This window comes from Candidatus Binatia bacterium, from assembly GCA_029248525.1.
Classification (GTDB): Bacteria; Desulfobacterota; Binatia; order UBA12015; family UBA12015; genus UBA12015.
The window spans coordinates 244,863-262,063 of record JAQWJE010000043.1 but is presented as its reverse complement, the minus strand read 5'-3'; the positions used below and the strand labels follow the sequence as shown (position 1 = coordinate 262,063).

13 protein-coding genes and 1 pseudogene are annotated in these 17,201 nt (G+C 59.2%); 4 read left to right on the top strand and 10 right to left on the bottom strand.

Annotation, left to right across the window (positions count from 1 at the left end; genetic code table 11):
* Positions 1-11: 11 nt before the first annotated feature.
* The 5 genes from P8K07_11355 to P8K07_11335 all read right to left on the bottom strand — a co-directional run bounded on the left by P8K07_11355 (position 12) and on the right by P8K07_11335 (position 7,055).
* A complete protein-coding gene (locus tag P8K07_11355; GenBank protein MDG1959115.1) occupies positions 12-2,600 on the bottom strand; it encodes a di-heme oxidoredictase family protein in 2,589 nt (862 codons plus the stop codon).
* A gap of 105 nt (positions 2,601-2,705) precedes the next feature.
* Positions 2,706-3,527 carry a glycerophosphodiester phosphodiesterase family protein gene (locus P8K07_11350; protein ID MDG1959114.1) on the bottom strand — a complete coding sequence of 274 codons (822 nt, stop codon included), beginning with the start codon at positions 3,525-3,527 and terminating at the stop codon, positions 2,706-2,708.
* Positions 3,528-3,603: 76 nt separating this feature from the next.
* On the bottom strand, positions 3,604-4,821 hold the full coding sequence (locus P8K07_11345; protein ID MDG1959113.1) for a glycosyltransferase family 4 protein: 1,218 nt from the start codon (positions 4,819-4,821) through the stop codon (positions 3,604-3,606).
* The gene (locus tag P8K07_11340; protein ID MDG1959112.1) at positions 4,818-5,840 is read right to left on the bottom strand and encodes a glycosyltransferase family 4 protein; all 1,023 of its coding nucleotides are present in this window, start codon (positions 5,838-5,840) and stop codon (positions 4,818-4,820) included. Before P8K07_11340 ends, P8K07_11345 begins: the two co-directional genes overlap by 4 nt.
* 93 nt (positions 5,841-5,933) lie before the next feature.
* A complete protein-coding gene (locus P8K07_11335; protein MDG1959111.1) occupies positions 5,934-7,055 on the bottom strand; it encodes a class I SAM-dependent methyltransferase in 1,122 nt (373 codons plus the stop codon).
* A gap of 276 nt (positions 7,056-7,331) precedes the next feature.
* On the opposite strand from P8K07_11335, the gene P8K07_11330 reads away from it, so the two are divergent.
* Positions 7,332-8,018 (top strand): glutathione S-transferase family protein, encoded by a 687-nt coding sequence (locus P8K07_11330; protein ID MDG1959110.1) that lies wholly within the window; start codon positions 7,332-7,334, stop codon positions 8,016-8,018.
* 97 nt (positions 8,019-8,115) lie between these two features.
* Here the strand turns inward: P8K07_11330 and P8K07_11325 are convergent, their stop codons facing one another.
* The 3 genes and pseudogenes from P8K07_11325 to P8K07_11315 form a co-directional block, all read right to left on the bottom strand.
* Positions 8,116-9,354: a cytochrome P450 gene (locus P8K07_11325; GenBank protein ID MDG1959109.1), complete on the bottom strand. Its 1,239-nt coding sequence runs from the start codon at positions 9,352-9,354 to the stop codon at positions 8,116-8,118.
* A gap of 87 nt (positions 9,355-9,441) precedes the next feature.
* Complete coding sequence (locus tag P8K07_11320) at positions 9,442-10,356, bottom strand: haloalkane dehalogenase (GenBank protein ID MDG1959108.1); 915 nt, start codon at positions 10,354-10,356, stop codon at positions 9,442-9,444.
* Positions 10,354-10,623: pseudogene (locus P8K07_11315) on the bottom strand (DUF1330 domain-containing protein). Before P8K07_11315 ends, P8K07_11320 begins: the two are co-directional and overlap by 3 nt.
* Positions 10,624-10,767: 144 nt before the next feature.
* On the opposite strand from P8K07_11315, the gene P8K07_11310 reads away from it, so the two are divergent.
* A complete protein-coding gene (locus tag P8K07_11310) occupies positions 10,768-12,747 on the top strand; it encodes an acetoacetate--CoA ligase (protein MDG1959107.1) in 1,980 nt (659 codons plus the stop codon).
* 62 nt (positions 12,748-12,809) lie between these two features.
* Entirely contained in the window at positions 12,810-13,805 is a 996-nt protein-coding gene (locus P8K07_11305; protein ID MDG1959106.1) for an SAM-dependent methyltransferase, read from the top strand.
* A 150-nt stretch (positions 13,806-13,955) separates the two neighbouring features.
* On the opposite strand, the gene P8K07_11300 is transcribed toward P8K07_11305, so the two are convergent.
* Positions 13,956-15,089, bottom strand: a complete 1,134-nt coding sequence (locus tag P8K07_11300) for a hypothetical protein (GenBank protein MDG1959105.1) — start codon at positions 15,087-15,089, stop codon at positions 13,956-13,958.
* Positions 15,090-15,108: 19 nt separating this feature from the next.
* On the opposite strand from P8K07_11300, the gene P8K07_11295 reads away from it, so the two are divergent.
* A complete protein-coding gene (locus P8K07_11295) occupies positions 15,109-16,431 on the top strand; it encodes a sulfotransferase (protein MDG1959104.1) in 1,323 nt (440 codons plus the stop codon).
* A gap of 159 nt (positions 16,432-16,590) precedes the next feature.
* Here P8K07_11295 and P8K07_11290 read toward each other — a convergent pair whose 3' ends face one another.
* Positions 16,591-17,199, bottom strand: coding sequence for a hypothetical protein (locus tag P8K07_11290; GenBank protein MDG1959103.1), 609 nt, complete (start codon positions 17,197-17,199; stop codon positions 16,591-16,593).
* Positions 17,200-17,201 lie beyond the last annotated feature (2 nt).

The window sequence follows — 17,201 nt, the reverse complement described above, 5'->3', positions numbered from 1 at the left end:
CCTGGGCCCTGTTAGAGGGTGAGCAGGTAGAGCAGGAGATTTTTCTGGCGAGTGTCGGAGAGCTCTTGGTAGGAGGTCCGCACGGATGCGGCATCTCCTCCATGCAGAAGGATGGATTCGTCCAAAGTTGTGGCGCGACCGTCATGGAGGAAGGTCGCATGCCCGGTGACCCATTCCTGAAGGCGGATTCCCCAAAGGGGTGCGGTTCGCCACTCGCACCGGTCCGCAGAACCCTCGTCGTTATCCGCACAAAGGTCCTCGCCCATATTCCAGAGGAGCAAGTCGGTGAAAGGCCGGATGGTGATGTTCCGGAACTGAGCGACTGGATGAAAGTCGCCCGTTTGCATCTCCGGGCGGTGGCAGCCTGCGCAGCCAATATCCCGGAAGGTCCTCTCTCCGTCGAGGACATCAGGGTCAGTGATGGTCAATTGGTCGGGTACGCGAAGTCGTGTATTGGCCTGCTGGGCGATCTGGGCTCGCGGGTGTCTCCGTACCGGCACGCCGAGTCCCCGGATATAGTCTTCGATCCTGTCGACAAATCTCTCGTCAGGGTTCTCGACTCCGAGGTCCAATACGAACGCTTTCTCGATCTGGTCTCGCAGGGTTGGTTCGCTGGCCTTCCATCCAAATCGCCCCGCAGGGATTTTGCCGCCGCTCTGTCGCGCGAAGTCCTCGATGGTGCTGTCGTCGACAGCTTCGAGAAGTCCGAGTCCAATCAACGACGGCGCGACACGGAGGTCTCCAGCCTCGTTGATAAACCCCTGGCGCAAGCGATCAGCTCGCCCGGGGGGTGCGGCTTTGCCCAGTTGGAAATGGCAATGGACACAAGTGCTGCTCGCTGCATCCGGACTGCCGCCAACCGCGAAACCACCATTGCCGGGCAAGCGTTCCCCCAGAAAACTGGCGCGAAAAATTTCGCGCCCGAGGGTGAATTGATGCAGGCGGGCCTGATCAATGCCGAGAAAGGGCTGGGATAGTTCGAACCCCGGTGTGCCATGCGCGAAATTTGTCGTGGGTCCCGCAGAGAAGTATCGGGCGGTATCCCTCTCCAGAGTGATTCCGCCCGCTCCGGCGCGGTAGCGCAGAATGTCCGAATAGTACTGAGGGAAATTGCCGCCAAGTTCGCGTCGGGGCGTGAACTCGAGGGTGACGATCTCCCTGCGCTGTCGGATCTCGGCCCACGAGCGCCCGCGAATCGAGTCCACCTGCGCGTAAAGCCGGCTCGCCATCCAACCCGGATCGTCATTGGCCGGACCCTCCGGGCTGCCCTTGGCCATGAATGTGGCCCCGGTGAACTGAGGAGGGTCGGCAAAGCCGGGATTGAGGATATGGTCGTAGGTGAAATTGACCATGCTCAGGGGGGCATCGGGTGAATAGACCTGAACCTCCAACCCTTCGGGTCGATCGATGAGAATGATTTCATAGGCGCTCCCTTGTGCGTATTGGTCGATGTAGGCGTCGTGATTCAGGTCACTCTCGTGGCGGTCTCGAAACCGTTCCGCGAGTCGAGTCGTGATTGTCTCGCCATCGGTAGAGATCAAGCCAGCGCCATCTGTCCGGCTCCCCGCCGGAGAGGATCCGTCCGCACCAGGAGGAGCCGTTGGCGTCGCTGGCGGTGTTTCTGCCGGGGTTGGCGCAGCCGTTCTTTCGGGGCTCGCTCTTGGCGTTGGCGGCGTCGCCGATGGCGTGACCGCGGGCCCGGGTGGCAGCGGGGGGAGGCCATTCGCGCATGGGCTTTCGATCGACGTCAGGCTTGCCTGACGGGTGATGCGTCGCGGACCGGTCAGACATTGTCCACCGTCGACTTCGACCTTGAATTCAATGTCGACGGTTTCTCCAAGGTCGACAAGTTGAGAGACGTCACGCAGGAAATGACCATCCACGCGCACGCCGGGGCGACAATCATTCTCGAGGCAAAGATAGTGGAAGCTCGCGCTCCAGCCCTCATCGACGTGGAAAAGCTGTCCGTCCGCATTGATCCCGAAAATTGCCTCAGTTGCGTCGACGATTGGATCAGGGTCGACGGCAGGGTCCGGGGTCGCGCTGGGTAGGGGGAGGGGCGTGGGCGCGTCCGGAGGATCCAGATGAAAGAATCGCAGGCGATCCACGTTCATGGCGGTATCCCCCTCGGCAAAGATGAGGGAGAAATCAGAGTTGGCCGGTATCGCAAATGGGAAAGATGCGACGCCGTAACTCCCCACCCAGGCTCCGGTGGATGGAAAATCGATGGACCCGACCCGTTCTCCATTAATGAAAACAGATAAGGATCCGGGTCGGGCCGCAGCGTATCTTATATTTACCGTGGTCGATTCCGGGACATTCGCGACCCGCACGCCTGCTCCTGATGAGCCCAAATAGGCAACGCCCTGCCGACCGCTGGCATTTTCATCCGAATAGACCGCCGCCGCTCCGAGAATGATCCCGGATTCGGCCTCGATGAAGGTTGATGGAGCCGAGCTTCCACACCCTGGGAGAATCATCGAGAGCGCAAGGAGAATCCCCGGGAGAATGCATCGGTAATTGCCTTGGTGAATGCCAGGCTGCATCGTCGCATTCTTCAGGTTGGCGTTTCCCGAAAATGCGAGCGATTGAACCAGCATAGTCCCCCTTGTCCAGCTTGGAGGATTCGCCGAGCATAGGGTGCAAGGCGAAGGTGCTCCGACTGGAATGAAGTTCAGACGGAAGGGGCGACGCAGAATTCAAATTCAGGATCGATCAGCGAATCGTTCCCGGATGGCCTGCAGGGCGAGGCCAGGCCAATTCACAGTCGCACCGACGGCGCCGACTTCGTAAAGCCTTCGCAGGTCGTCCTGGTTGTGCACGCCCCAGCCTCTCACGTCCAGCCCGCGATCCGTGGCGTGGGCCATTGTATGCGGCACCAAGTCGGCTGCACTTACCCCGATCTGCTGGAAGCCGGCTGCGGCGGCCTCGTCTGTCCAGAACTGCTGGATTTGCTCGTGCGATAGGCCCTCGAGTTCGGAGCTATATCGAGAGTTCCGAGTGTCTTTCATATTACGCCAGAGCAAGAGGCAGAGCGGGATCTCGGGGGCGAGTCGCTGGACTTCGCGCAGGCGATCCACCGAGAAAGAAGACACGGTCACCCGTTCGCGCAAATCGAAGACATCGATCATTTGCAGGAGTCGCAGCGGGAGGAGATCGTCATCGCCTTTCAGCTCGACATGGTAGTGCACGTGGCCATTCATCTGCTCGAAAACGGTCCGGAGTCCGATCAGACAAGTGCCCGCGTATTGATTTTTTTCTTCCGGATGTTGTCGGTCGAACCAGGACCCGATTTCGGTGCGGAAGAGGACGGCCGCGGGGTGTTCGCGAACTCTGCCTCGAAGAGCGGTTTTGGCGTCCAGCCGGTCGTCATGGAAGACGATGATCTCCTCGTCGGCCGAAAAGCGAATATCGAGCTCGATCTCCGATGTGCCCAGCTCTACTGCTTTCGTAAAAGCCGGCATCGTATTTTCAGGGGCATGCGCTGACGCCCCGCGATGTGCGATTACTTTGAAAGACTCCGACATTTCAATCACAAGGTAGCATATTTACCCCGCGGTCCACTGCGGAAGCGATCGTTCCCGGATCCGTGCGTTGTCTCGGCTATGGTGCTGGAGGAGGAGCTGAGACGGGAAAGGCTTGCAGCAGGCGCCCGGTGTAGCTCTCGATGCTGTATTCGCGCTCGACCCAGCGTCGGCCACGATCGCCGAGCTCGCGGCGCAGGTCGCCGGAAGAAAGTCGCTTGGTGATGGCGGCCAGTTCGGCTCCGTTCTCGATCCAGACTCCAGCCTGACTCTCGCGACAATGCTCCACCATCACCTCGGATTTTTTCGTGACAATCACGGGCGTGCGACATGCGAGGGCTTCGAGCAATACGATGCCAAGACTTTCGAAAGGGGAGGGGTGCACGAATGCCAATGCCGTGCGCATAAGTTCGAGTTTTTCTTCTTCCGAAACAAATCCGCGCACTTCGACGCCGGGGAGTCTCTGGTATTCAGGGCCTTTTCCTCCGATCAGAACCAGTCGCGGTGGGTCGGAGTGCAAATCGCGCATCTCCGCATACCATTTCATCAGATCGGGAACACCTTTATGCGCGTCAATGCGACCCGCATAGAGTAGAAAGGGGGGAGACTTCGGCGGGCGGACTTCGTCTTTCGGCAGGCCCAGACCAAAGCCCAGCTTTTCCGTCCTGAGAGGCACATCCGGATAAAGGCGCGCCGCGAGGGCGATCTCGGAATTCGTGCAACATAAAAGTCGGGCTCGAGAGATGCGGCGACCGAAAACCGGCAGATAGGCGGGGATTTCATCGTGAAGTGTGGGCACGATATTGGCCCGATCCGGGGGGACGGCCAGCAACCCATCGTAGGTCGTTGGATAGAGATAGGTCATGAAGAGGGCTGCGTCCGGTTGGTTTTGTCGCAAATGCTCGCCGATGCCGGGGGCGATGGGTCCCTGTGCCTGGATAAATTTCTCCTGCACTCCGTCCGGCAAGTTGCGGAGACGGCGAAGGAATTGGTCGCGCTCCGAGGTGTTGAGCAGCGGGAACTCGCCGGCCGCACAATTGAGATGGATCACATCGGTCAGGCGATCGAATTCTGGAGTACGCCCCTGCTGGACCGGGAACCGGCGCACCTGAAAACCGTCTTCGGCAGTGGTGCCGGGGGGGAATACATTTTTCCAGGTATCGTAATCGACGGCTGTGGTTGTGAGGATCTCAACCTCGTGGTGCGGCGCAAGCAATCGAGCGATCAACGCTCCGAGCGTTTCCGCGCCGCCCAGAACCTTCTTTCCGTACCGTTGCTGGATGATGGAGATCTTCATGTGCCCACTTGATGCACGATTTCAAGAAATCGATCGAGGAGGACTTTGCGAGCGAACCGTCTTTCCATCGATAATTGTTGTTCCCGCCGCACGTTTTCGCGATCGACTGGCGACTTTAGAAGGCGATGGATCATCGTTGCCATCGCATCATCCTGCGTTTTGCCAAAAGTCATCGCAACATCTCCCATCGTTTCGACCATCGCGCTCTGCTCGCCGATCAGAATGGGAAGTCCCATGGCACTCGCCTCCACCAACGGCACGCAGAATCCTTCATGTTCCGAGCAGGAAACAAATAGCCGAGAGGTCAAGTAGGCTGCCTTGAGCTCCTCGACGCTGACGGCTCCGGTGATGTCGATTTGCGAGCGGAGGCCCATTTTGCCGGCGTCTTCTTCGAGGAGCTGCTGCCAGGCCCTGAGTTCATCCGCGATAGGGCCAACGAAGCGCACTCTCAAGGATTCGCCAAAAAGCTCCCGGTAAATGGCGGCAATTCGGATCAATCGTCGATGACCCTTGTTTGGCGTAATTCGCCCGACGAAGAGGATGTCAGCTGGGTTCTGGGACCATCGCTTCAAAGTTTCGCCGTCAGAATCCGTATTGATCAGACGGTCGATATTATGGATTGGTGGGAGCGGGGTGACCAGCGCTGGATTGGCTCCGAAGGAGGTCAGTTCGGAAGCACTAAAGTTCGAACAGGGCAGGTAGCGCGCCACGTTGGACCGACTCGCCAGGGCACGTCGTTGCTCAAGTCCCCTGCGAGTGTTTTCGGAATAATCGTCGTTGATCCCCTCGAAGAATCGAGATGGCGTGACGTTATGATCCCGGATCATCAGGGGGCCACGCACCAAGTCGAGCAGTTTTGTGCCAGATTCCCACTGAATGCCATGGTGGTAAATCACCAAGCCTCGATGCCGGCGGAGAAAGGAAAAAGCCTTGCGAGCAGGTTTTGCTTCCGATGCCGCGTCGGCCGCGTCGGCGAAAATACGGACTTCATAGCCCGCAGATTGAAGAGCTTCTCGCATGCCGAAAACATCTGTACCGGTGGCGTCTCCAAAGGAGAGCGTCGGAACTAAAATTACGGCGACAGGCTTGCGAAACATTAGGGTATCGGCGCGTTAGGCTCTCGCGATGATCGCATAGTCCTGTGGTGCAAAGAGCAAAGTATTGAGTCGGCGGAAATTTTCCGAAAGTTCAGGGGGCAAATCGCTCGTTTCGAGCTTGTCCTCGGAGGGGACCTCCGCCCCATAAACAATATTGATATCGCTGAAGCGTGCATCCTCTGCCATGAATTGGAGGGTTAAGGGGTGCAGGGCGAGGCTATGAGTGGGATCCATCGTGAAGGCGTTGGCGTGGGTATAAAGGCTTGCGATGTTTACAGTTTCCAGAATCAGGATCCCGCCAGGCCGCAGTTTTTGTTTCGCCAACCGCAGGACTCTGGTGATCGCCCGCAGGGGAAGGTGCTCGATTACCTGAAACGAAACAATCCCCCCGAGGCTCTGATCAGCCGAATTTTCGAGAGCTTGGATAAGATCGCGCTTCTCGATATCGAGGCCGCGCTTCTTTGCGAACGTCACGGCTGCATCTGCGAGATCGACGCCTGAGCAGGGGATCGACTTCTCTCGCAGAACTTCGAGAAATTCCCCGCGCCCGCAGCCCAGATCCAGGACCGGTCCATCCGCAGGCTCGGAGAAGTAGCCCTCGTAGTGCGACTGCATTTCCCGAACTTGTTCGGAGGATCCCCGGTAGCGCTCCTGAAAGCCCTCATAATTAAAATCGCGAGCAGAAGGGGGACTCGCCTCGTGCGCCGCTCCCCGCGGGAGCGCTGCGATTTCATTCTCCAAATATTCGAGGTTCCTCGCCATGGAACGGTTTTCTTCCATGAGCGCTTCCAGCGATTGAATCAGAGCTTGATTAAAACTGGCTTGTCGATCGAGCGCAGGACGCATCATTTGACGGAAAAATTTCTTGAAAAAAATGATGACGCGACCAAGTTGGCCGCGATGGGAGTGAAGCTCGGCTTCGGCGGGGTGGACGTTATTATACAGGCGTGACGGGACACTTGCGCGAGCCGGGTCCGCGTAGGACTTCGGGTCCCCGCGAAGCGCCGCAGCAGCCAATGCTTCCGATTGTGTTTGTTGGACCGGAACTTTGGATGGGCCGATATTCTTGCGCAGTGCATCGGCCTCTTTTTGAACCTCGCTGACAAGATCCAAAATGTTGATACCGGTGTTGCCCACGCTCCATCGTTACCGAAACTCATCGAGTTTTGGAAGACGAACCGCATGGGCAGGCTCTTGTTTCGACGTCCGAGCGCCAACTCCAGAGATGTCCTGCCCTTCTTTCTCGTTCATAATGGGTCTTCTGTCGACGGTTTTGCCGCAAGCCGATGTCAGGGATCAGCCGCCCGAGGGTCGGCTCAGATCGGATAAGTAACGCTCGCGCTCGAGATTCGGAGGCCTGCCTTCTTCGTCGAAAAGTCCTGCAGTGTCGATCATGGATGCTAAACGGCCGAGATGGCGCCCCAAATCATCCTCTACACAATGCCCATATCCCAGAACGCGGTACGACCCGAGATTGCGCTGCGCGAAAAGGGACTCTCTTTCGAGAGGGTGCTGGTGGATCTTCTGGCCGCAGAGCATCATCAGCCGCCGCTGTCGGAACTCACGCCGCGTCGACAAGTCCCGACGCTGGTGCATCGCGATGGCGGAGAGGAGATTGTGATCTACGAGAGCATCGCGATCATCCGCCTGCTCGATGCCTGGTATCCCGACCCGCCGCTCATGCCGCCGCTGACCAACCGGACGGGCTATGCGGAAGCGGTGATGCGAATCGAGGAGTTTCAGGCGAAGCTCGACGTGAAGAACATTTTCGGATCCGTCGTCTTTGGCAAGCAGAGCCGCGCGGTTCTGTCGGAGCGGATTGATCAACTAAGAGCCGAACTGCTGCATTGGGATCGTTACGTGGAGGGTCGAAGCTACCTGGCCGGCGAGGAGTTTACGCTGGCAGACATCGCGGTCTTTCCTTTGCTGATGCACTTCGAGGTCCTCGGTTATGATTTTGCGGCCGAGACGCCCTCGCTGGCGCTTTATATGGATCGTTGCAAGGCACGCCCGAGCATCGAGGATACCGGTTGGGTCAAGACCTTTCAGGAATTCGTCGCGGTCATGAACCCCGAGCAGGTCCTCGCTGCCTGCACTTGAAGGTAGAATGTTTCGCCTCGCGGGCGAGCGGCAATCGCTATTCCGGCCCGACCTGTAGCGACTGGAGGAAATCGACTTTGGTATCGGGGCGGGTGGCTCAGTCCGCCCATTCCACGTGCAGAGGCAGCCTTTTCAGGCCACTGACGAAGTTCGCTTCGACCAATGCGGGCTCTCCGTTGAGTTCGACCGAGCGGATTCGTGGGAGCAATTCGGTGAGGATGGCTCGGATCTCCATGCGGGCCAGTTTTGCGCCCAGACAATAATGCGCGCCGAACCCGAAAGCCAGATGTGGGTTGGGGTGGCGGGTGATGTCGAAACGAAACGGATCTTCGAACACTTCTTCGTCGCGATTGCCTGATGGATAGCAAAGCAGCAGGGCTTCGCTCTGGCGGATCTTCACGCCGCGAAGCTCATAGTCTTCCTGGGCGGTCCGCATGAAATGTTTGACCGGTGTCGTCCAGCGAATGATCTCGTCGACCGCATGATCCAGATTTGCGTCGCCCGAGCGCAGCGCTTCGCGGGCCTCGGGATTTTCGACCAGCGCCAGAACGCCCCCGCTGATCGCCGAGCTGGTCGTATCGTGACCGGCTGTAGCGATGATCGTGTAGTAGGAGGCCGTTTCGACCCCGCCCAGAGGACATCCGCCGATCTCGCCATTGGCGATCACGCTTGCCAGATCTTCAGTGGGTTTCTCGCGGCGGTCTTCGGTGAGTTGGTTAAAATATTGCGCAAACTCCATCAGGGTGACCATCGGGTTGGCGCCGTCGTCGCGCTTCATATCGGGGTCGGTCGAGCCAAAGAGTTCCTGAGTGAGTTTGAGCATCCGGTGCTCGTCTTTTTCGGGAACGCCGAGAATGCTCATGATGACCTGCAGGGGAAACCCCATAGCGACTTCGGTAACAAAGTCGCAGGTCGCGCCTTGGGCGCGCATGCGATCGACGTAGGTCTTCGCCAATTCCTCCAGCCGAGTTTCGAGCCGCCGCAGGCTCTTGGGTTGCCACCAGTCCTTCGTCAGGTTTCGGTAGTCGGCGTGGTCGGGGTCATCCATGTGGATGAGAGTGCGCAGGATCTGTCCTTCCGGAGACTGCGAGAACTCGTCGACTTTGGCGTCGGCCAGAACGGAGCGGGGCGAGTTGGTGAAAAGATGATTCTGTCGCTCGATCTCCAGGATATCCGCATGGCGCGTGATCGCCCAGAAGGGATTGAATCCTTCGGGAGAAACCAGGTGGACGGGGGCCTCTCGACGCAGCAGAGCCAGCGAGGCCTGAAGGGTTTTATCGTCGGCAAAAGCTGCCGGGTTCGCCAGAGAAAGGCCTGCTGCTTCGAGATCATTCATGGCGCGATTAAACACCGAGCATGCCGCCCGGGGCAAGTCGCGCGATCGCGTGCGTTCCTGCGCATTTCTGCGTCTTTTGGAGCGGCCTTACGATAATTTGCCGCGCCAGTCGGCAATCGCCTGGCCAATCTCATCCGGCGAATCCTCCTGAATGAAATGCGAGCCCCGGACCGTCACTTCGGTCTGGTTGGGCCATTTGCGGCATAGCTCCAACTGCTTGCCGACCATGATGGCACCGGGTTCTGCGTTGATCAGCAGTTTGGGGACTTCGCTCTCGGCAAGCCAGGCGGCATAGTCTGTAGCAATGGCGGTCACGTCCGCCGGCTCGCCGGCGATCGGAATCTGGCGAGGCCAGGTCAGCGTTGGCCGCCGTCCCTCACCGGCCTCCAGGAAGGGACGTCCGTAGGCATTCTTCTCGGCGTCCCCCATGCGCCGCAGGACGGAGGAAGGCAGCACCTTGTCGACAAAGAAGTTGTTCTCGAGCACCATCTCTTCGCCTGCAGGCGAGCGGAATCCCTGAAAAACAGGAGTGATCGCGGGGTTCCAGTCTGACCAGTCGGGGAAAGGGGCGACGATGGCTTCCATATAGGCGATCCCCTTGATGGCATCCCGATGGCGGTTAGCCCAATCAAATCCGAGAGCCGAGCCCCAATCGTGGATGACCAGAGTCACGTTTTTTTCCACGCCTAATTGCGCGAGCAGCGCATCCAGATATTCGCGGTGCTCCACGAAAGTGTAGGAGTCCTCGTTGCTGTTCTCCAACTTCTCGGAGTCTCCCATCCCGATCAGGTCGGGTGCAATACAGCGGCCGCTGTCGGCAAGGTGCGGAATGATGTTGCGCCATAAATACGAAGATGTCGGGTTGCCGTGCAGGAAAACGATGGGATCGCCTTCGCCGACTTCGACGTACGCCATACGTTTGCCTTTGACGTCGGTAAATTTCTTTCCGTAGCGCTCGAGGGCCGGGACCGCAGGCCGGCCCGGCAGCCCGTCGAGAATCATCGCGTCCGCGCCGGGCGCGTGCTCGGTTCGGATCGGGATTACCGCCTGGTAGTCGGCGCAGTCGTACCAGCCTTGAGCCTGCTCGCGCGTGGGAAAGGTAATGATGACGTTGTGGTTCCGAGCCGGGCGGCCCTCGAGGTGGTCGATGGGGCCCGCAGCGATGACGCGGCCCTTGAAGGGTTTGATCGTCTTGACCACGCCTTTTTCGTAGGCCCGAAAGGCTTTGCGGTCATTTACATCGACATGGGCAATAAAATAGGCTGGCATTGGATCTTCTCCTTGGCTGGGCATCGGGCCTGTCTCTGGCTAGTGGAGCTGCGAGAGGTTTTCCAGTCCTGTTCGAGGCCGGCTGGGCGGGGGTGGATTCTCGCCCGATTCGAAATTCGGACCACGGCAGGTAGAGGTAGGGTTGTGAGTCAGCCTCATACTCTTTGGCAGCCATCGGAAGACTTGTTGCGCGACAGCGCCATGGCAAGATTCCTGCGTCGCGCGGCCGATCTGGACGCCAGAATTGTGGACTATGCGTCGCTGCATACTTGGTCGGTGCGGCATGCTGACGAGTTCTGGCGTCTCTGGCTCGAGGAGTCCGGGATTCTCCATGAGGGCAGTCCCTTGCCGACAGAGCACGAGAACCCGTCGGCGCTCGGCGGGAATTTCTTTCCGAATCTCAAGCTGAACTTTGCCGAGAATCTTCTTCGCCACCGAGGCGATCGGCCCGCTGTCCACGGCCTCAGTGAGGGGGATGAGGGGGGCGAGGGGGCCAACGATCGGACGCTGACGCACGATCAGCTTTTTGATCAGGTGCGCCGGTTGCAGAAATCGCTGATCGATCTGGGTATTCGCCCGGGAGATCGAGTGGCGGGCATTCTGCCGAACATTCCCGAAGCGGTCGTGGCGATGTTGGCCACGACCAGTCTGGGTGCGATCTGGTCTTCGTGTTCGCCGGATTTTGGCACCCAGGGGGTGCTCAAGCGCTTCGCCCAGATCGAGCCTCGAGTGTTGATCAGCGCGGATGGCTACCGCTACGCGAGCAAGGATTTTTCCTGTCGTCACAAGCTCGAGGAGGTCGCGCCCGGACTCGATGGTCTGCAAGCGGTCGTTCTGATCGAGACGCGAGCGGGAGACGAAATGCCGCCGGATCTTGCTGTCCCGGTCTTGTCATGGGCAGGGGCCACCGCCCGCACCGACCACGAGATGCAGTTCTCTCGGCTTCCGTTCAATCACCCGCTCTATATTCTCTATAGTTCCGGGACCACGGGAGTTCCCAAATGTATTGTGCATGGGGCGGGGGGTACCCTTTTACAGCACAGCAAGGAATTGATCCTGCATTCCGACCTCCGCCCGGACGATAACCTTCTCTATTTCACAACCTGTGGCTGGATGATGTGGAATTGGTTGGTGTCGGGCCTTTATACCGGCGCGGCCATCACGCTCTACGACGGTTCTCCGGCCGAACCCGAGATCGATGCGTTCTGGGAGGCGGTCGCCCGCAAGAAGGTGACGCATGCGGGCACCAGTCCGAAGTATATCGGGAGCTGCCGCGGTGTGGTGATGCCGCGCGAGAAGTTTGATCTCTCGGCTCTGCGGGTGGTGCTCTCGACCGGCGCTCCCTTGCTGGAAGAGGATTTTGACTGGATCTACAGCCATGTTTCCCCCGACGTTCTTCTTGCCTCGATCAGTGGCGGTACCGATATCATTTCATGCTTCATGTTGGGCAATCCCTTGTTGCCGGTGCTCCGCGGTGAGATCCAGGCAGCCGGTCTCGGCATGGATATCGCTGCCTTCGATGATCGCGATCAGTCGGTGTTCCAGAAACGCGGGGAATTGGTTTGCCGCCGTCCGTTTCCCTCGATGCCGGTCTCGTTCTGGGATGATCCGGGAGAAGAGAAGTATCGCGGCGCTTACTTCAGGAAAGAAAACGACGTCTGGTACCATGGTGACTATATCGAACTGACGCGGACCCACGGGGATTGTGGCGGCGTGGTGGTATTCGGGCGCTCGGACGCAACCCTGAACCCCGCGGGTGTCCGGATCGGTACCGCCGAGATTTACAGCCTTGTCGAGACCCTGCCGTGGGTACAGGACAGCATTGTCGTCGGACAGCCCCATGCCGGTGATGTCCGGATCGTTCTCTTTGTTCAGGCCAGAAGCGGCGAGAGCCTTACCGAGGCGCGTGTGGCCGAAGTGCGATCGCTGATCCGCCAGCAAGCATCACCTAGACACGTCCCGGCCTTCGTCCTGGAGACGCCCGAGGTTCCCTACACGCTATCGGGAAAGAAAGTGGAATTGGCCGTGCGAGAAGTTCTTGCTGGCGGGGATCCGGCCAACGAGGAAGCGCTCGCCAATCCGGCCGCTTTGTTGCATTTTCGCAACCGGCCGGAGTTGCAATAAATCGCGCGTTCGAGACGGCGCGCCGGGTTTGAAAAACATGGTCGCCGCGCTACATCTGGGCTATGCGAGTCCTTGCATTTTTGGTCTACCTGCCAATCCAGATTGTGCTCCTGCCTCTGTTGATCGTGGCCGCTCTGATTTTTTCTTATTATCAGATCATGGTCAGTCGTCGGGTCGGGGTTTCCCAGACGGGCATCGAGGTACTGGGAGGGCGTGTTCATATGCACCTCTTCGGTCTTCGCCAGGATGAAGCCACCTTGGCCTTGTCGCGTGTGCTGCCCAACTTTTCGCTCCGGCTGACTCGATTCATGCTGTGGCCTCAGACCGTCTACTATTGGCTTGCCGGGCGGTCGATCCTCTACCCCACGGTGGTCGCGCCGGGGAAGGAAACTCTGGGACAGATGATCACCGCAAGGACCAGCTTTCTCGATGAGATTCTGGAAAGGGCTGCGCTCGAGATGCGCCAGGTCGTCTTTCTGGGGGCAGGCTATGACACGCGCGCTTACGGGCCGATGCGCCGGGAAGAGTTACGATTCTTCGAAGTCGATTTGCCTGTGACGCAGGCGTTGAAGATTGCGTGTCTAGACCAAGCCGGGCTTTCCCGCGATCACGTCACGTTTGTGACCACCGACTTCGAGAGCGACAATCTCTTCGAGCAGCTGGCGGCCGCCGGGTATGATCCGCAGCAGCCCACCCTGTTTTTATGGGAGGGAGTGACCCTGTATCTTGCCGAGTCCGATGTCCGCAGAACACTTGCCGACATCCGCGCGCATGCAGGCGCCGGCAGTGTGATTGCTTGTGATCTCTACAGCGATCGCATGGTGCAGTTGGGGAAAAAGGGTCCAGCGAAAGAGCTTCTGAAAGCTACGGACGAAAATCTGGGCTTTTCTCTCCCGTTTGCCGAAGACTGGGAATCGGTTCTCGAGCAGTTTCTGGTCGCGGACGGCTGGCACTGTGCGACCAGCCATTTCCTCGGAAGCGATAGCCCCAAGGGTCCCTTTATGGTGGTGGCCGAATTGCATAAAACGTCCGCCGATACTTCAGGAGGCGTCTCCTGAGCCGGGCTTTTCCCTCCCTGAGATTGCACCGAGGCGAGCTTCACCGAGCCGATCTTGAACCGCGGCGGGTTTGCCCGGAAGCCGCCGCACGCTGGGCCTGCACGTTCCGTGTAGTTGTGTCCCCGGGAGCTGTTCCGGGGGCAAGCGGGCTCAAGCGTGATTGTTTCCGCGCCGGATGGCGTCGAGGGTGGTAAGTGTGCATGTCGGCTGTGGCGCGCCCGGGGCCAGGCACCACCGAAGTAGGGCTTTCCCCTCGAGCCGTCCGCCGGTGTCGAGCCAATTCGCAACGCCCGGGTCTTCGGCTGCAATCACCAACCGCCAATCGCCGTTTGCTTCGCAGGTGGCGGTGCCGTTGTTGGTGCAGGTGCGCGCGTACCGATAGTCGTAGGATTCGCACCACGGGTTTACCAAGGTCAGGCCCCAATAGACAAAAGGGCGTCGCGGCGGGTGAATGACGACCTCGAGAGCTTCGCCCGGATTCAGTTTCCACCGACCGCCCATATAGGCCATCTCGGTGTTGCAGTGGCTTTCGACTTCGTCGTCCTGTTCCTCGACGTGCTCGGCCCCGGTGCCGCCACCGATCTGGTTGAGATTCGCAGCGGTGCCCGCATACATGCCGACGCAGACATCGGCGACAAAAGGCATGAAGTTGGATGCGGTCTCCATCTTTTCCAGAAATGCGTCGAGTTCCAGTCGGGGCGCTGGTAGAGGCTCGCCGAGACGTTCGATTTCCAGATCGGCGGGCTGTTGGGTGTCGCGGTTGGTGAAGGTCTCCCGGATGGCCAAATGCTGTGTGGTGGCTGGCAGGGGCATCCAGTTTTCTGCCAGTGGCGGCCCTCCGATCGTGATGGAAAAATTCCCGCCGGCGTCCAGAGTAAAGGCGTCGATATGAGATTGCTCCAGAGTCCCCATCGCGCCGCCGCCCGGCGAACCCCAATGATACACGTCTGTCCCCAGGGTCAGGCCGATATAAGGTGCGTCTCCGCGCGATCCCGACAGTCGGTAGATCTGATCATCGTCGAGGACGCAGAAATGGTAGTTCACGTCCGGGTTGTCGACGATGAACTTACGGTAGGGGCCCTGCTGCAGAAAAAGCACGGGATGGAGTGGGTCGTTTTTTTCCAGAATCCAGTCCTGCGCGATACTGGTGAGGCGCCCGGCCCAGCGGATGCCCTCGGCGAGATCCACGGGCGAGTCTGCCGGGGCCGTCGTTTGCATGATGTTCACGACTTTTTCCTGAGCCGCGAGCCATTTTTTATGGACTGCTTCGATGCGGTCGTGCATGGCGCCTTTAAATCACTGGATGAGTCCGCTGCCAAATCGAGCATGCGGGCCCGAATCTCTTGTCGCGGGCGCGGCACTCTGGGAGAAACGTGGCATGGGATGGACGCCGACACCGCAGGCCTCATGGGTCGAGAGTTTTAATGCCCTGGGGGATAATCTGGGCAATGCCGCCATGGCCGAGATGATTTCGCTGCAAGAGTCCGAGGTCCTCGCTGCCGCAGAAAATGCCACCGGCTTTTCGGACTTCGGGGACGAGGGGTTCCGCGACGGGTTAGGGCGCCTGCTGCAAGCTCTCGAAGCCGAGGCCGAGCTGAGCTTTCTCGGACGCCTGTTGGCGCGGCAGGAAATTCAGCGCATCCTCCAGACGCGATTGCAGATCCGGGATACCTTGCGTGCGCAGCCCGAGATCCTCGAGGAACCTGTCGAGGCGCCGGTTTTCATTACCGGGTTGGCGCGCACGGGAACGACATTTCTGCACGAACTCTTGACCCAGGATCCCCGCAACCGTGTTCCGATGCTCTGGGAGACGATGTATCCCGCGCCACCACCGGAGACAGCGAGTTTTTTGACCGATCCGCGCATCGAGAAGGCGGACCGCGAGATTCGTATCATGGACGAGATCGTGCCGTCGTTTCCCGCGATGCATGAAAATGCCGGCAACCTGCCTACCGAGTGTATTTTTCTGCTGGCACAGGAATTCGCGACCGATTTGTTCTCGGGTGCTTTCGAAATCCCGAGTTATTCGGCATGGATGTCCACCACCGACAAGTTGGCCTCCTATCAGGCGCATCGACGATTGCTGCAGTTGTTGCAATCGCGCCACCGTTTGGACCGTTGGGTGTTGAAGGCGCCGTCACATCTTTCTCAGTTGCCCGAGCTCTTTGCGGTCTACCCGGATGCGCGCGTTGTCATCACGCATCGAGACCCGCTCCAGGTTTTGGGCTCTCTGACAAATCTCATGGCGACGCTGCGCGGAATGCGGAGTCGATCCGTCGACTATGCCTCGGTGGTCTGGCAGATGTCGCTGGGGTACGAAATGCTGGTGCAGCGTGTTGTAGAGCAGCGGTCGGCCGGATTGCTTCCGGAAGATCAGATCTTTGATATCCGCTATCCCGAGCTGCTCGCCGATCCCTCCGGTTCGATTTCGCGTTTGTACGCCTGGCTGGGCATCGATCTGCACGCGAGCGTGCTCGACGGGATCGAGAGTTTTCTGGCGAAGCGGCCGCAGGACAAGCATGGTCTCCACCAATACGGCTTTGCCGATACCGGGCTTGAGCTGGGGACCGAAAGAGCCAAATACCTCGGATATCAGGAGCGCTTTGGGGTGGCGTCGGAGATCTGAAGACGGTGGACTACCGGATGAACCCGCGGCGAGCGTCTTCCGATAGACCCGGAATCCAAAGTCCTGAGCGAAGATAATTCGGGCCGCACAGCCACGGCGGTCGGCGCTGGATGCAGCGCCGCCCAACGGGGTGTCGAGAGGCGCTGCGATTTCCTGCGTCTATTTGGTTTCTTCGACAACGACAGCCATAGCCTGGCTGAGAGTGATTTCTACAAGGTCGCCGACCTTGAGGTTCTCGAGGTTCTTGGGGTTCCGCACCTGCACGGTTCTTGTCTTGCCATCCGCGCCCCGCAAGGTCACCGAGTCGGGATCCCGATCAATCTTGTCAATGGTTGCGGTCACCGTGATCACGCGCGCGCCCATCGTCCCGGGCTTTTGTCCCGCGGCGGCTCTTTCGGCGCCACCGGTCATCGTCACTCCGGGCGTTGCTGCCCCGGGAACCTTTACGTCATAGGCAACGGATTCGTAGTAGACGACCCGGATCTGATCACCGGAATCGATCTGGTCGAAGTTGACGACATCGGGGCCGGCATGGATCACGTTGCTGCTGCCATCCGTCATTTTGACGGTGATATCGCGGGTCGAAGTATCGACCTTTTCGACCGTGGCCACGGCCTCGACTGTGGCTTCCTCAAGCGTGCCGGATTGCACAACGCCAGAGCTGTCGGGGTGCCGTGCGGCTGCGCAAGCGGCCAGTGAAACGGCGCAGGTCACCACTAGAAGCACGCGAAGAAGATCATCTCGAATCAAAGTGTACTTGGATTTCATAC

Bases quoted from the DNA above. Each gene is read 5' to 3' on its own strand.
- P8K07_11355 (MDG1959115.1), bottom strand. From the start codon at position 2,600: ATGCTGGTTCAATCGCTCGCATTTTCGGGAAACGCCAACCTGAAGAAT.
- P8K07_11350 (MDG1959114.1), bottom strand. From the start codon at position 3,527: ATGTCGGAGTCTTTCAAAGTAATCGCACATCGCGGGGCGTCAGCGCAT.
- P8K07_11345 (MDG1959113.1), bottom strand. From the start codon at position 4,821: ATGAAGATCTCCATCATCCAGCAACGGTACGGAAAGAAGGTTCTGGGC.
- P8K07_11340 (MDG1959112.1), bottom strand. From the start codon at position 5,840: ATGCGAGAAGCTCTTCAATCTGCGGGCTATGAAGTCCGTATTTTCGCC.
- P8K07_11330 (MDG1959110.1), top strand. From the start codon at position 7,332: ATGGCGCCCCAAATCATCCTCTACACAATGCCCATATCCCAGAACGCG.
- P8K07_11325 (MDG1959109.1), bottom strand. From the start codon at position 9,354: ATGAATGATCTCGAAGCAGCAGGCCTTTCTCTGGCGAACCCGGCAGCT.
- P8K07_11320 (MDG1959108.1), bottom strand. From the start codon at position 10,356: ATGATTCTCGACGGGCTGCCGGGCCGGCCTGCGGTCCCGGCCCTCGAG.
- P8K07_11305 (MDG1959106.1), top strand. From the start codon at position 12,810: ATGCGAGTCCTTGCATTTTTGGTCTACCTGCCAATCCAGATTGTGCTC.
- P8K07_11300 (MDG1959105.1), bottom strand. From the start codon at position 15,089: ATGCACGACCGCATCGAAGCAGTCCATAAAAAATGGCTCGCGGCTCAG.
- P8K07_11295 (MDG1959104.1), top strand. From the start codon at position 15,109: ATGAGTCCGCTGCCAAATCGAGCATGCGGGCCCGAATCTCTTGTCGCG.
- P8K07_11290 (MDG1959103.1), bottom strand. From the start codon at position 17,199: ATGAAATCCAAGTACACTTTGATTCGAGATGATCTTCTTCGCGTGCTT.